Below are 14,001 nucleotides of genomic sequence, written 5' to 3'. Positions count from 1 at the left end.
ATTCCTCCTTGCGCTGCCCGTCGCTTGGCCCTGGGCTAGGTTTTTTCGCTGGCCGGCACCTTGGGCGCAGGCGCAGGCCAACAACGCGCTGCTGTTCAACGGTACGGCCAAGTGCGTGCAGACCAACACTATAACGCTGAATGGCGCCACCCGCACCGCCAGCCAGGCAAAGAAGGTGAAGCTGGTGCATGAGTAATTCTTTTCCTAAATCAACACTCCTGCAAAAAAGGGCGCCTGCTAACCAGCAAGCGCCCTTTTTTATGCCTTAATCTGAGAAGCCAACTCTCTGCTTTCTAACAGAACAGCACCACGGGCCCTTAAATCGACCTGTGCCGCCGCCCAGCCCTCGGCCGAGATGGCGCGGGTGGCATCGGTGAGGACGGTGGTGCGGAAACCGGCGTCCAGCGCATCCAGGGCCGAGTAGTACACGCAGTAGTCGGCGGCCAGGCCGGACACGAAAAGGTCAGTCACGCCGCGGCCGCGCAGGTAATCGGCCAGGCCGGTGCTCTTGCGGTGGCCGTTGTCGAAAAAGGCGCTGTAGCTGTCGATTTCCACCGAAGTGCCTTTGCGGAAGATGGCCTCGATGCGCTCGGTGCGCAGGGCGGGGGCCAACTCGGCGTCCGGGCCGGCTTGGGTGCAGTGGTCGGGCCAGAGCACCTGGGGCAGGCCGTGCAGGTCAATCTGCTCGAAGGGCTGGCGGCCGGCGTGGCTGCTGGCAAAGCTCTCGTGGCCCGCGGGGTGCCAGTCCTGCGTGGCCACCACCAGCTCGAAAAGCGGCTGCAAGTCGTTGACGAGCGGAATAATGGCGTCGCCCTCGGGCACGGCCAGCCGGCCGCCGGGCAAGAAGTCGTTTTGGATATCGATGAGCAACAGCGCTTTCATAGCGGCAAAAATCAGGTTTATTGGTTTAAAACCAAGCATTGCGCCGGGTATTACGTCTTTACGCGTACCAACACCTTTTAGCTCTCCGCGCATGCCCGACCTTCAGCAGCAAATCATTCTCGTTACCGGCGCCACGTCGGGCATTGGCCAGGTCACGGCCACCGAATTGGCCCGAATGGGCGCCCACGTCGTCATCCTGGCCCGCAACGCCGCCAAAGCCCGCGCCTCCCAGCAGGAAATCAAAGCCGCCGCCGGTCACGACCGGGTCGACGTGCTGCTGGCCGACCTGGCCGACCTCGGCCAAGTGCGTCGCGCCGCGGCTGAATTCAATGCCCGCTTCCCGCGCCTCGACGTGCTGGTGAACAACGCCGGCCTCATCTTCGGCGCCGAGCGCCAGCTCTCGCCCGATGGCAACGAGCTGGGCCTGGCCACCAACCACCTCGGCCCGTTCTTGCTCACCGCCCTGCTGCTCGACAAGCTGCGCGCCAGCCCGGCGGCCCGTGTGGTCAACCTGGCATCCATGGCCTACCGCGTGGCCAAGCCCAATCTGGCCGATATTCAATCGACACAGCATTACGGCGCCATGCGCGTGTATGGCAATACCAAGCTCTACAATATCATGTTCACGCAGGAGCTGGCCCGCCGGCTGCGCGCTCACGGCATCGCCAACGTGACGACCAACGCGGTGCACCCCGGCGTGGTGGCCACCCGCTTCGGCGACAGCGCCGGCGGCTGGCTGGGCAAGCTCACGGCGCTGGCCCGCCCGTTCATGATTTCGGTGGAAAAGGGCGCCGAAACCAGCGTTTTCCTGGCTTCGGCGCCCGAAGCGGCCACAGTCAGCGGCGGTTTCTTCGACAAGAAAAAAGCCGTGCCGGTCAAGTCTGGCTTCAATACTGAGGCCAACGCCCGGCAGCTGTGGCAGCTCAGCGAGCAGCTCACCGGCGTGGCTTTTCTGGACTAGCCGACGCTATTTGGCCGCCACCGGGTCGGCGGCATCCAGCACGGCGGCCCAGTTGGCATCGGTGCGGGGTTTCTGAGCCGATATGGCGGTTTTGAGGGCGGCGGCCAGCGCCGGAGCTGCCGCTTGCACCGATTTGGCGTTGAGCTTGACGGGCGTCAGCGGCCCGTCGGTGGCTTTGAGGAAATACTCCAAGGCGTCTTCGATTTCATCGGGCGCGGCGCCGTTGCTGTACATGCCATCAAAGCTGGGCTTTTTGATGGTTTTGAGGTAGTGCTTGAGCAGCGTGTAGTGCCCGGCGTGCAGCACTTCCACATAATCGAGGCGCTGGCTCCCCACCGCCGATTCTTCGAAGCGCCGAAACAAGCGCTGCCGGGCCGGCCCTAGGTTGGAGGCGGGTTCCTTGAGCACGAAGGCGGCCACCTCGTGGTCGTCGAGTTCGATGGAGTCGTTTTCGGGGGCCGACCGGTACATAATAAGACGGTGCTCCAGCACGTCGTACTTCAGCAGAACAGGCTTGAGAGGCAGCTTGTTGGCCAGCGCAATGTCCGCCGACAGCCAGCGGTTGTCGGCGTAGGGCGAGCCCAGGGTGCCGGGCCGCGTACTGCGCGTGAGCAGGTGCGGGGCGCCGTTGGTGAGGTCGGTCAGGTTGCCGTACTCATTCGAACCCACCTTGGAGTAATCGCGCTGCATCAGCGGATTGTTCTGAATAACGCCGACCTGGGCCTGCGCTGTGCCGCCTGCCAGAACGATTCCGCACACCAGCAACAAGTTAGCTTTCATAAAAGCAAGTCGGTTGTATATGATTACTAGTCTGGCGCCAGCTTTTTTGGCTTGTGGCGCGGTGTTGCGTTTTACTTGGCTGCGGCCGGGTCGGCGGTGTCGAGCACGGCGGCCCAGTCGGCGTCGGTTTTGGGCTTCCTGGCTTCGGCTGCCGTTTTGAGGGCCGCGGCTAGCGCCGGGGCGGCACTTTGCAGGGGCTTGAGCGCCAGCTTCACCGGTACGAGCTTGGCATCGGGGCCGAGCAAATAATACACCGATTTGTCTTCGATTTCATCGTAATGACTCTCGGTGTTGTAGGCGCCCTGGTAGTTGGCTTTGTTGAGCTTTTTGAGGTAGTGTTTCAGCAAAGTGTAACGGCCCTGGTGCAGTACTTCCACGTAGTCGCGCTTATAATTATCGGTGGGGGCTTCGGCGAAGCGGCGGAACTTGCGGGCGCGGGCGGGGCCAGAAAGGGTGGCAGGCTCGTTCAGCACGAATTGCACCACGCGGTTGTCGTCGAGCTGCAGCGAGTCGTTGGGGCGGGCGGGCGCCCGCATCAGCAGGCGGTGGTCCAGTGCGTCGTATTTCAGCGGCACGGGGGGCAGGGGCAGGGCGTTGGTGAGGGTAATCTGGGCCGGCAGCCAGCGGTTGTCGGCGTAGGGCGAGCCCCTGAACCCGTCGGCGGTGCCGCGGGGCACCACGGTGGGGGCGCCCGCCGCCAGGGCATTCAGGTTGGTTTGCGCGGCGGCGTCCTGCTGCGCGTGCGCTACGCTGGCCGTAAAAAGCAGTCCCAACAGGGATAAATGGCAGATTTTCATTTGAAAACGAAGGGTTGAGGGCGAACGCCGGTCCAATTTATTCTTTTTTTCGGAGTGGCGCCGGCTATTTTGCCCGGCTTATCAAAAAGAATGCCCACAACGGCCCGCCGCGCCCGCCAGCCAAGGCGAAAATCAGGCCGTGGCCGTTGGCAGCGCCCGCCACTCGTCTTCCAGAATGCCCATTTCCACCAAGCTCCAGTAATCCTCGCCGTGGCGCACCACGTCGCGCAGCACGCCTTCCTGCCGGAAGCCGCATTTGAGGTAGCAATTGATGGCCGCGTGGTTGAAATCGTAGACGCCCAGGCTGATGCGGTGCAGTTTAAGGTCCTCAAAGCCAATGCGCAGCAGGGCCCGCACCATGCCCTGGCAGATGCCGCGGCGGCGCTCGGTGCTCTTGCCCACCAGCACACGGGTGATGCGCCCGGCCCGGTCGCGCTGGCTGATGCCGCCCAGCGAAATATGGCCCACGGTGAGGCCGGTTTTGGTTTCGACGGCCTTGTAAATGAAGACGTCCGGGTCGTTCAGGTTGTTCGAGCCTTCCACGTACCAGGTCAGCCCGGCCTCGGAGAGCGGGAAGGAAAACATGGAGCCGCTCCATTCCTTCATCAGGCGCTCGTCGTCGACCCATTCCATGAGCTGCGTGAAATCGTGGGCGGTGAAGGGCTGCAGTTCAATCATGGCAGGAAAAATCCAAAAGGGAATAAATGGGCCCGCAAGGTAAGCGCTGCTGTAGCCTGGTACTGGGAAAGCCGTCCGAACAAAAAAGAAATCCCGGCCGCAGGGGCGCGGCCGGGATTTCTGGGGGCACAACTCTGCCGGGTTACGCGTTGGTCGTCGTGGTCAGGTTCACCACAATATTGCCGCGGGTGGCGCGGGAGTAGGGGCACACCTGGTGGGCTTTGGCTACCAGCTCTTCGGCCTGCTTCTGGTCCATGTTGGGGATGTTCACCAGCAGGTCCACCTCGATGCCGTAGTTCTCGCCGTCTTTGCCGAAGCTCACGTCGGCTTCCACGGTGCTGCCGGTGATGGGGGTTTTGCTCATGCGGGCCACCAGGTTCAGGGCGCCGTCGAAGCAGGCCGAATAGCCGGCGGCGAAGAGCTGCTCGGGGTTGGTGGTGTTGGGTTTGCCGGGGCCGCCCATCTCTTTGGGCGTGCTCAGGGGCAGGTCAATCACGTTGTCGGACGAGATGGCGCGGCCATCGCGGCCTCCGGTGGTTTTGGCTTTGGCGGTATACAGGCGTTCGAGGCTCATTTTGAAGGGTTTGGTAATGGGGTTGGGAAGTGAAAAATGCCGAAACGGCGTTAAGATAACAAGGTCATAATCTGGCGCAGCTGCGTGCGCAGTCCCGCAATTTCGGGCTCGGTAAGCTGCATTTTCTCGGCTAGCTGCATCGGAATCTGGGCGGCCTGCGCCTGCAATGCGCGGCCAGCCGGCGCCAGGGCCACCAACACCGAACGCTCGTCGCGGGCGTCGCGGCGGCGGCTAAGCCATTGGTGCTGCTCCATGCGCTTGAGCAGTGGTGTGAGGGTGCCCGAATCGAGCAGCAGGTTTTCGCCTAGCTGCTTCACAGTCAGCTCCTTGTGTTCCCAGAGTAGTAGTAGCACCAGGTACTGCGGGTAGGTCACGTCGAGGCTTTCGAGCAGCGGCTGGTAGGCTTTGGTGATAAGCCGCGACAGCGCATACACCGAAAAGCACAGTTGGTTGTCCAGCTTGAGAATGGGATTATAGGCCGAATCTGGGAGCTTTTTCATGGCTTTCGAGATGACAAGTCAAAATTAGTTGTTTAAGTTTTAATTGTGCACAATTAAATTATTGTGTTTGCCATTGTGCCCTGATTATCAATATGAAAAAAGTCTGTCATGCTGAGCGCAGCGAAGCACCTTCTCACGATTGAACAAGACGTTCAGCAGTGAGAAGGTGCTTCGCTGCGCTCAGCATGACAGACGAGTATGCATCAGCGACACCAGGTCAAATGCTTCACGCGTCCAGCTTCAGCGCCGCGCGGCTGCGCTCACGCACGGCGGCCGTGAGTTCAGGTTCGTCGGCCAGATGCTGGCCGAAGGAAGGCACCAACTGCCGGAACCGGGCCTGCCACTCGGGCGATTTCGCCCGCTCCGGGAAGCACTTCTGCACCAAGTCAAGCATGATGGCCACGGCGGTGCTGGCGCCCGGCGAAGCGCCCAGCAGCGCCGCAATGGAGCCGTCGGCGGCCGTCACCATCTCGGTGCCGAATTCGAGCACGCCGCCCTGCTTTTTATCTTTTTTGATTACCTGCACGCGCTGGCCGGCCACTTCGAGTTGCCAGTCGGCGGGGTTGGCCTGAGGGTAGTACTCGCGCAGGGCGGCGGTGCGCTCCTGCGGCGTTTGCAGTACCTGGCCGATGAGGTAGCGGGTGAGGCCCAGGTTGCGGGCGCCGGCGTAGAGCAGCGGCCGGATGTTGCCCAGCTCAATGGAGCGGAACAAATCGGTGTAGGAGCCCTTCTTCAGAAACTTGGTACTGAAGCCCGCGTAGGGCCCAAACAGCAATTCCTGCTGCCCGTTTATCTGGCGCGTATCGAGGTGGGGCATCGACATGGGCGGCGAGCCCACGGCAGGCTTGCCGTACACTTTGGCCTCGTGCCGGGCAATGATGGCGGGGTTTTGGCACTTCAGCCACTGCCCGCTCACGGGGAAGCCGCCGAAGCCGTTGGCCTCCGGAATGCCCGATTTTTCGAGCAGCGGCAGCGAGCCCCCGCCGGCCCCGATGAACACGAAGCGCGCCCGCGCAATCACCTTTTCGCCGGTGGCCAGGTTGCGAATTTTCAGGCGCCAGATACCATCTTCTTTCTGCCGAAAGTCCTCCACCTCGTGGCCCAGGTGGAAATCAACGCCCGGCAAGCCCTTCAGGTAATTGGTCAGGCTGCGGGTGAGCGCGCCGAAATTGACGTCGGTGCCGATGGCCATGCGCGTGGCCGCCACCGGCTGGGCGGGGTCGCGGCCTTCCATCACCAGCGGAATCCACTGGGCAATCCGGGCCGGGTCTTCGCTGAACTCCATGCCCTGAAACAGCGGCGAGTGCAGCAGCGCGGCGTGGCGCTTGCGCAGGTATTCCACGTTGGCCGTGCCCCAAACAAAACTCATGTGTGGGATGGTGCGGATGAAGGATTTGGGGTCGGGCAGCGGGCCATTCAGCACCAACGAGGCCCAGAACTGCTTGCTGAGCTCGAACTGCTCGGCAATTTTATCGGCCTTGCTGATGTCGATGGAGCCGTCGGGCCGCTCGGGCGTGTAGTTGAGCTCGCAGAAGGCCGAGTGGCCGGTGCCGGCGTTGTTCCAGGCGTCGGAGCTTTCGGCGGCCACGGCGTCGAGGCGCTCGTAGCCGGAGAGGGTGAGGCTGGGGTCGAGGGTTTTGAGCAGCACACCGAGCGTGGCACTCATGATGCCGGCGCCAATCACCAGCACATCGGAAACGGGTTTGTCAGGGTTCGGGGAAGTTGGAGTCATAGCAAATGAAGAGGGGAGAACCTCCCGCAATACGGCAGATGCCCGCGCCGGGCTGCCCGCGCCCGAAAAAACCGCCGCGCCTACCTTGCGGCGGCAATTTCCTCCTTCACGCCTTCCCACCCATGTCCTACGACCTCAACCTGCCGCTGCTCCCCCTGCCCACCCGCGCCGACGCCACCGATACCACCGCCCCGCGCCTGCTCATCATCTACACCGGCGGCACGGTGGGCATGGCTGTGAACCGCAGCGGCGGGCTGGTGCCCATGAAGTTTGGCCGGCTCGACCGCAAGATGCACGAGCTCACGCGCTTGCCTTTCCGGCTGGAGCTGCTGAGCCTGCCCGCGCCCATCGACAGCAGCAACGTGACACCTCAGGACTGGCTGTATCTGGCCCAGCTCATCGGCCGGCACTATACTGAATTCGACGGCTTCGTGGTGCTGCACGGCACCGATACCATGGCCTACTCGGCGGCGGCGCTGAGCTACATTCTGGAGCATTTGGGCAAGCCGGTGGTGTTCACTGGGGCGCAGGTGCCCGTGGGCGCCAACCGCTCCGACGCCCAGCGCAACCTCATCACGGCGCTGGAAATCGCCGCCGCCCGGCACCCGCGCGGCCACACCGTGCGGGTGCCGGAGGTGTGCGTGTTTTTCAACGACATCCTCATCCGCGGCACCCGGGCCAAAAAGGTAGAAAGCCAGCAATTTGCCGCGTTCAAAAGCGAGAATTACCCGCCGCTGGCCCGGGCCGGCATCGGCCTGGAGTTTGACGACAAAAGCATCCGCCTGCTGCCCGCCACCCGCCTCAAGGTGCACGAAAACATGGAAACCGGCGTGGCCGTGCTGCCCCTGTTCCCCGGCATCACCGAGGCCGTCGTGTCGGCCGTGCTGGGCGTGCCGGGCCTGCGGGGCTGTGTGCTCGAAACCTACGGCTCGGGCAACGCGCCTACCGCCGAGTGGTTCCTGAATTGCCTGGCTGAGGCGCGCCAGCGCGGCGTGTGGCTGCTCAACGTGAGCCAGTGCGAGGAAGGCCGCGTGGTGCAGGGCAAGTACGAAACCAGCGCCCGCTTCGCGGAAATGGGCATCGTGGGCGGCGAGGACATCACCACCGAAGCGGCCGTGACCAAGCTCATGTTCGTGCTGGGCCTGGGCCTGAGCGAGGCCCGCACCCGCGAGCTGCTGGCCACCGACTTACGCGGCGAAATCACGCTGTAGCGCGGACTTTTAGTCCGCGAGTGATTTAGTTTAACTCGCGGACTAAAAGTCCGCGCTACTTCGTTCTACTTGCCCGGCCAGCTAAGCCGCCCTATCTTTGCCCCACGAACCACAAACCTTGAGGGGTGTCCGAGTGGTCGAAGGAGCACGCCTGGAAAGTGTGTATGGGTCTCAAGCTCATCGTGGGTTCGAATCCCATCCCCTCAGCTAGCTAAGCTATTAGCCAACAAAAAAGCCCGTTTCCAATTTGGAAACGGGCTTTTTTGTGTTTGGGAGCTGGGCTACTTCACCACTTCGAGCCAGCCTTTCCAGGTTTGGCCCGAGGCGCTGCGCAACTGGTAATAGTACACGCCGGGGGCCACGTCGGGGGCGCTGCCCCAGCCCTGGGTGTAGTTTTCCTGCTCGAACACCTTGCGGCCCCAGCGGGTGAAAATCTGCACCGAAACCGGCTCTTTGGTCACGTAGGGGCGGAAATCTTCGTTTTTGCTGTCGCCGTTGGGGGTGATAACATTGGGCGACGTGAATGCGCGGGACTCGCCCACCACCAGCGTGAGCGTGGCCACTATCGGGCAGCCCGTGGCGGTCACGTCGGCGTTCAGGCGCACGGTGTAGGTGCCGGGCGCGGCGTAGGTGTGCGTGGGCGTGAGGCCGGTGCCGGTCTGGCCGTCGCCGAAGTCCCAGCGGCGGTTGCTAAGGGGCAGCACGCTCTGGAGCGTATCGGCAAAGACGACGGGCTGGCCGTCAACCGGCAGGCGCGGGGTGGCGCGCAGCAGAATCTGCGGGATGCCCAGGCGGGTGACGGTGGTGCTGGCCGTGCCCGTGCAGCCGGCGGCCGTGGTCACGCGCACGGTGTAGGTGGTGGTGGCGGTGGGGTTGGCCGTCACGGTGCGACCGGTGATGCTGCTCAGGCCGGTGGCGGGGCTCCAGGCGTAGGTGGCGCCGGTGCCGGCGTCGCCGGCCGTGAGGGTGGCCGTGGTGCCGGGGCATAGGGCCCCCGGCGTGGGCACGGTCACCGCCACGGCGCTGCGCACGTTCACCACGATGGTGTCGCGGGTGACGCAGCCGCCCGGGGTGGAAGCCGTCATGATGTAGGTGGTCGTGACGGCGGGCGTAGCCACCACTATCGGGCCGGCGGTGGTATTGAGGCCGGTGGCCGGGCTCCATTGGTAAGTGGCCGATTGCGCGGGCGTGGCCCCCGTCACCGTGAGTGTGGCCGAGGAACCGGGGCACACCGTGACGTCGGGGCCAAGAGCGGCGCGGGGCAGGCCGAACACCGTCACCGTGTCGCGGCCGATGACGGCGGCCTGGCAGCTGGTCGAGTCGTAGGCGGTGAGGCTGACGGGATAGCGGCCGGGCGTGGTGTAGGTCACGCTCACGTTGTTGGGCTGGGTCGAAGTCTGGCCGTTGCCGAAGTTCCAGGTGGTGCCGTTGTTGGATGGCGTGGCGCGGCTGAACGTGACGGTGAGCGGCGCGCAGCCGGAGCGGGTGTTGGCCACGCCGTTGGCGGCCGGCACGAAGCTGGCGTCGAGGCGCACGATGTCGAGCTTGAGGGCCGCGCTGGTGGTTTCGCCGGCGCCCACCATAGTGCGGGCCACGGCGTTGGGCGTGGTGAGGATGGCGGGCGGCGGGTTGCCATTCGGCTGGGCGCGCACGCAGATGGCTTGGTAGATGATGCCGCGCTTATCAAACCGCGACGTGCCGCCATCCACGTGCGTAGTTCCGGTGCCGAAGTAAGTGCCATACACCAGCCGCCGCGCGTTGGCCGACAGCTGCATGATGTAGAGGTAGCCGTAGGTATCGGTATTGGCCTGGGCGGCGCTGCTGGCCGTGCTGTTGGTGGCCGTCAGGCGCAGGGCGTCGGGCGTGACGGGCATACCCGCGATGCTGGCCGCGCCGTAGCCCGAGAGCAGAATCTGCCCGCAATTATCAACCAGAAACGCCGTGGGCGCCAGGTTCGACGGGTAGGGGTTCGCGGTGCTCACATTGCCAGCGCCGTTGCCGAGTACCGTCGAAAATACGCTGCTGGTGAGCTGGTAATTCAGCTTCTGGATGAACTGGCGGCTGTTGGCGTTGCGGTAGGTGCCGGCCGTCACGGGGTAGGCGCCGTTGGTCTGGCCCAGCACGTATACGGCGGCTTTGCGGTCGAGCTGCACGAAATAGGCCTGGTCGTAACTGCTGGTGCCCAGGTAGCTGGCCTGTACCAAGGTGGTGCCGGTGGGCGAGAGGTGGGCCACGAAACCATCGGCCGGGCCGCCGCCGGCGGTAGCGCGCAGGCCGCCCGCGGTGCCGGGGAAGTCGGTGCTGGTGGTGCCGCCGGCCACAAATACGCCGTTTAGGCTATCGAGCTGAATGCTGTAGGCCGCGTCCTCCCGGGTGCCGCCGAGGTAGGTGCTCCAAATCATGCCCGTCAGGTTGGCGTTGAGCTTCACCACCACCGCGTCCTGGGTGCCGCGCCGGGCGGTCTGGTAGGCGCCGGCGCTGGTGGGGAAAACGGCCGAGAGCGTGCCCGAGGTGAAGTACACGTTGTTCTGGCGGTCGGTTATCACGTCGCCGCGGAAGTCGTCGCCGTAGTTATTGTACAGGTTACTGGTAGTAGGCAGGCGGCCGTCGTCGGAGGTGCCGCCCATGTAGGTGGCGCCCAGCAGGCTGCTGCCGTTGGCCGAAAGCTTGGCCAGCACTAGGTCGATGCCGCCGGCCAGGGTGCGGCGGTAGGTAGTGGCGGGCATGGGGAAGTTGGTCGATTCGGTGCTGCCGAGCATCACCAGCTCGTTGGCGCGGTTCACCACCAGGCTGTGGGGGTATTCGTCGTCGGTGCCGCCGAGGTAGGTGGCGTACACGAGGCTGCTGGTGCCCACCGGCGCGGCCGGGTTGTACTTGCTGATAACGATGTCCTTGGCGGCGCGGTAGTTGAACTGGTAGGCGCCCTGGGTGGTGGGGTAGCCGGCCGTGAAGTTGATGCCCGCCGCGTAGAGGTTGCCCAGCGTGTCGGGGCAGGCGGTGTAGCCCCAGTTGAAGCGCGCTATGGCCCCGGAATAGGTCGAATACACCAGCACGGGGTCGATGACCAGCGGCCGGGTATGGTCGTAGCCCTTCGGCAGGCCGAAGCTCACCGTGTGGCGCGGCCCCAGTACGTACCGGCAGGGCACGGCCACGCGCCGCCCGTCAATTACCTGGTAGGCAAAGGGCTTCTGCTCCGTGACGCGGCCCACGCTGGTGCCGATGTGCAGGGCGCCATTCACCACCGTCAGCGACTGCTGGCCCTCGTAGCGCAGCCGGATGCGGCCGGCGTCGGCCCCGGCGGCCAGCTCAAAATCGTACTCCATCACCGGGCCGCGCGAGTAAAAGCGCAGGTCGGTGCCGGGGTAGAGCTGCTGGTAGCGCACATCGGTATAGGCCGGCACGTGGGTGGCCCAGCGGCTCTGGTCGTTGCCAAGGAAGTAGTTGAAATGCTCGCCAGTGGGCTGCTCGCCGCGCACCTCGGGCCGGACGTTGGCGCCCTCGAAATTCACCGAATAAGCGTGCCCGCCAATGCGGACCTGCTGGCCCTTCACGCGAGGCGCGTGGTGGGCGCGGTCCACGGCGGGGGCATCGTAGCGGGCCACCAGCAGGCGCCCGCGCTCCAGGAAGAGCCGCCCGGCCGGCACATCGGCCGCAAACAGAATGGGCTGTTCCCACTGCCGCTGGTTGGGCACGAAGCGTAGCGGGTGGGCATCGGCCGGGATGGGGGCCACCGGGGCCGGCCCGGCCACCGCACTAGAAAAGGTAAATAAGGCACTGCCCAGGCAGAGCCAACGCGTAAGGGTACGACGCATGAAAAGGGGTGAAGGTGGGGGAAAAAGAAGCGCAAACGGACATAGAAAAGCCCCGCTGGGGGCAGGGCCTAGCTTTCCGAATGCAAAGTTCCGGCTAATTCCCGGATTTATTGTCGGGCTTAGTGATTTGGTAACGTCTAATTGGCAACAGAATCTGGCGGCATTGGTGCCAGGCAGCCGCCTATACGGAACGCGGTCGGGCCATTTCGGCCGGGCAGATGAATTCGATACGAACCGCGTTTTGCGCCAGGGCCGCGTGGTCCTTGTGCCAGTCGGTATCGGTGGCGTTCACGATGGGCGGATTGGCCGGGTGCGTGCGGGCTGCCGCCACAAACTTGCGGTCGGAAGGGTCGAAGGCCATCAGGGCCGGGTCGGTGGGAAAGGCGGCAAAGCTGCCGTCATCCGCCAGTTCCAGCGTGACCAGCTCGCAGTGCTGTGGATTGGTATGGTTGCGCCAGGCCCAGAGCAAAAAGGCATCGCCCACACCAGGCTGTCCGGTGGGGCTAAGCTTGTTCTGGTATTCCTTCAAAATGAGGAAGCTGTCGTCCAGCACCAGCACTTCGCCGCGTTGCAATTGTCGGAGCCGTTGAACCGCTGCCAGCACACAGGGCGGCTCCGCGCTGGATTTGCCATTGGCCGCCAGCGGCACGTTCGTATCGATGAGATAGTGCATTGGCTACGCTTGTTGCTCGCGCATCCGGCGCTTCATTTCGGCTTCCATCATGGCGGCAGCCTCGCCCAGCGTATCACCGAAGAAGCCTTCCGGCCAGTTGCGGATATTGCCGTACTCGTCCAAATCCAGTGTGGTCAGCTCCGAGCGGCCTTGCTGAATGGAGGTGAAGTAGAGCTTAATGGCTTCTGGCGTAATCACCTCCTCAGCCATGCGCCGTTGCAGGCGCTGCAACAGGTGCTCGCTGTGGCTCTCCAGCACAATCTGGAGCTTGCGCCGCTTGATGGCGTCGATGAACACATCGGCCAGCCCCGCCTGCACGGCCGGGTGCAGGTGAATCTCGGGCTGCTCCAGTATCACGGTACTGCCTTCCGGCACGTAAAACAGCAGCACGAGCACCGGCAGAATCTGCGACACGCCAAAGCCCACATCCGTCAGAAACACGCTCGCCGACTCGGCCGTCCGCTGAATTCGCACCTCGTATTCCTTGCGATTCGGAGCAATGGGCTGCACTTTGAAGGAGTAAATCAGGCCCAGCTCTTTCAGCCAATGGGCCACGTGTTCCTCGACGTTTCGCTTGGGCTGGTCGTCAGAAATTATAATTGACGGACCTTGTTGGCGCGAAGCAAGCAGAGCTGCAACTATGTCTTCACCTCTGTCACCTACACCCTGTGGCTTATCACCTGCCCAAGAATACAGCCGACGAGGATATTCACGAAGCGGACCCAAGTAGTAAATCTGCTCGAAGAAATTGTAGAATGATTCTTCTACTCTTTGAAGTTCATCTTCAATAAGAGGATAATTTAGATATACACCGTTGGGCACGCCAAAGAAATTGGCTGGATTTCGAAAGGAACCTTCTACTGTCTTTTCTTTAGACGAGCGTAAATTACTAATTCTAAATCCGTAATGAGCGCCCCAATGAGCATCTTCTTCGGTAATCTCAAAATTGTATTGACTGTTAAAATGAGTGTAAGCGAATTTTTGAAGGGTAATCTTATCTTGGTCAGTACTCACAACCGCAGAGAACCTATACGGCGGTGAAGATTCTGAATATGTAGATAGCAAGTCTGACAATGAGTCACCAAATTCAAAGCTTTCTACTGGCTCAGTCCAATCAAAAGAAAAGGATAATTGACTTGGGTCTGCATGATTGTGCATTATATCATACATCGTCCCCAAGTCTACATACGACTTATCATCCCCCAGATGTAGCACCCGCGACCTATCCGACGATTCCACCGTCTGCTTGAGCATCAGCAGGAACTGCAGGATGCTGGACTTGCCCGAGGAGTTGGTGCCGAAGAAGCCGGTGAGGCTGCCAAAGGCAATGTCGCCGGTGTCCTGCCAGGACTTGAAGTTTTGGATGCGCAGCTTTTCTAACATGATGCGAAGGAAACGAAC

The 14,001-nt window shown here is 62.8% G+C and carries 12 protein-coding genes and 1 tRNA gene; 3 read left to right on the top strand and 10 right to left on the bottom strand.

The genetic code is table 11. The features are described from left to right. Window positions 1-258: 258 nt before the first annotated feature. A complete protein-coding gene (pncA, locus tag Q4S41_RS10530) occupies window positions 259-882 on the bottom strand; it encodes a bifunctional nicotinamidase/pyrazinamidase (protein ID WP_305031070.1) in 624 nt (207 codons plus the stop codon). 91 nt (window positions 883-973) lie between these two features. Between pncA and Q4S41_RS10525 the strand changes: the two genes are divergently transcribed. Further along, window positions 974-1,843 (top strand): SDR family NAD(P)-dependent oxidoreductase, encoded by an 870-nt coding sequence (locus tag Q4S41_RS10525; RefSeq protein ID WP_305031069.1) that lies wholly within the window; start codon window positions 974-976, stop codon window positions 1,841-1,843. A gap of 6 nt (window positions 1,844-1,849) precedes the next feature. Here Q4S41_RS10525 and Q4S41_RS10520 read toward each other — a convergent pair whose 3' ends face one another. The 6 genes from Q4S41_RS10520 to mqo all read right to left on the bottom strand — a co-directional run bounded on the left by Q4S41_RS10520 (window position 1,850) and on the right by mqo (window position 6,904). Next, on the bottom strand, window positions 1,850-2,623 hold the full coding sequence (locus Q4S41_RS10520) for a hypothetical protein (RefSeq protein ID WP_305031068.1): 774 nt from the start codon (window positions 2,621-2,623) through the stop codon (window positions 1,850-1,852). 71 nt (window positions 2,624-2,694) lie between these two features. Beyond that, entirely contained in the window at window positions 2,695-3,420 is a 726-nt protein-coding gene (locus Q4S41_RS10515; protein ID WP_305031067.1) for a hypothetical protein, read from the bottom strand. 132 nt (window positions 3,421-3,552) lie between these two features. Continuing rightward, the gene (locus tag Q4S41_RS10510; RefSeq protein ID WP_305031066.1) at window positions 3,553-4,098 is read right to left on the bottom strand and encodes a GNAT family N-acetyltransferase; all 546 of its coding nucleotides are present in this window, start codon (window positions 4,096-4,098) and stop codon (window positions 3,553-3,555) included. Window positions 4,099-4,240: 142 nt separating this feature from the next. Beyond that, window positions 4,241-4,672: an organic hydroperoxide resistance protein gene (locus Q4S41_RS10505; protein WP_305031065.1), complete on the bottom strand. Its 432-nt coding sequence runs from the start codon at window positions 4,670-4,672 to the stop codon at window positions 4,241-4,243. A gap of 50 nt (window positions 4,673-4,722) precedes the next feature. Beyond that, the gene (locus Q4S41_RS10500; protein ID WP_305031064.1) at window positions 4,723-5,172 is read right to left on the bottom strand and encodes a MarR family winged helix-turn-helix transcriptional regulator; all 450 of its coding nucleotides are present in this window, start codon (window positions 5,170-5,172) and stop codon (window positions 4,723-4,725) included. Between the two features lie 226 nt (window positions 5,173-5,398). Next, on the bottom strand, window positions 5,399-6,904 hold the full coding sequence (gene mqo, locus Q4S41_RS10495) for a malate dehydrogenase (quinone) (RefSeq protein ID WP_305031063.1): 1,506 nt from the start codon (window positions 6,902-6,904) through the stop codon (window positions 5,399-5,401). A gap of 122 nt (window positions 6,905-7,026) precedes the next feature. On the opposite strand from mqo, the gene Q4S41_RS10490 reads away from it, so the two are divergent. Both Q4S41_RS10490 and Q4S41_RS10485 read left to right on the top strand, forming a co-directional pair. Next, window positions 7,027-8,115, top strand: a complete 1,089-nt coding sequence (locus Q4S41_RS10490; RefSeq protein ID WP_305031062.1) for an asparaginase — start codon at window positions 7,027-7,029, stop codon at window positions 8,113-8,115. A gap of 119 nt (window positions 8,116-8,234) precedes the next feature. Further along, window positions 8,235-8,322 (top strand) — tRNA-Ser (locus Q4S41_RS10485). A 74-nt stretch (window positions 8,323-8,396) separates the two neighbouring features. Here the strand turns inward: Q4S41_RS10485 and Q4S41_RS10480 are convergent. From Q4S41_RS10480 to Q4S41_RS10470, 3 genes are all read right to left on the bottom strand, one after another. Then, complete coding sequence (locus Q4S41_RS10480; protein WP_305031061.1) at window positions 8,397-11,927, bottom strand: DUF7948 domain-containing protein; 3,531 nt, start codon at window positions 11,925-11,927, stop codon at window positions 8,397-8,399. A 181-nt stretch (window positions 11,928-12,108) separates the two neighbouring features. After that, window positions 12,109-12,600, bottom strand: coding sequence for a hypothetical protein (locus Q4S41_RS10475; RefSeq protein ID WP_305031060.1), 492 nt, complete (start codon window positions 12,598-12,600; stop codon window positions 12,109-12,111). Window positions 12,601-12,603: 3 nt separating this feature from the next. Beyond that, window positions 12,604-13,983 carry a DUF3696 domain-containing protein gene (locus Q4S41_RS10470; protein WP_305031058.1) on the bottom strand — a complete coding sequence of 460 codons (1,380 nt, stop codon included), beginning with the start codon at window positions 13,981-13,983 and terminating at the stop codon, window positions 12,604-12,606. Between the last annotated feature and the right edge of the window lie 18 nt (window positions 13,984-14,001).

It is taken from the genome of Hymenobacter convexus (assembly GCF_030580955.1).
Taxonomy (GTDB): Bacteria; Bacteroidota; Bacteroidia; order Cytophagales; family Hymenobacteraceae; genus Hymenobacter.
This window is presented reverse-complemented; position numbering and strand designations above follow the sequence as displayed.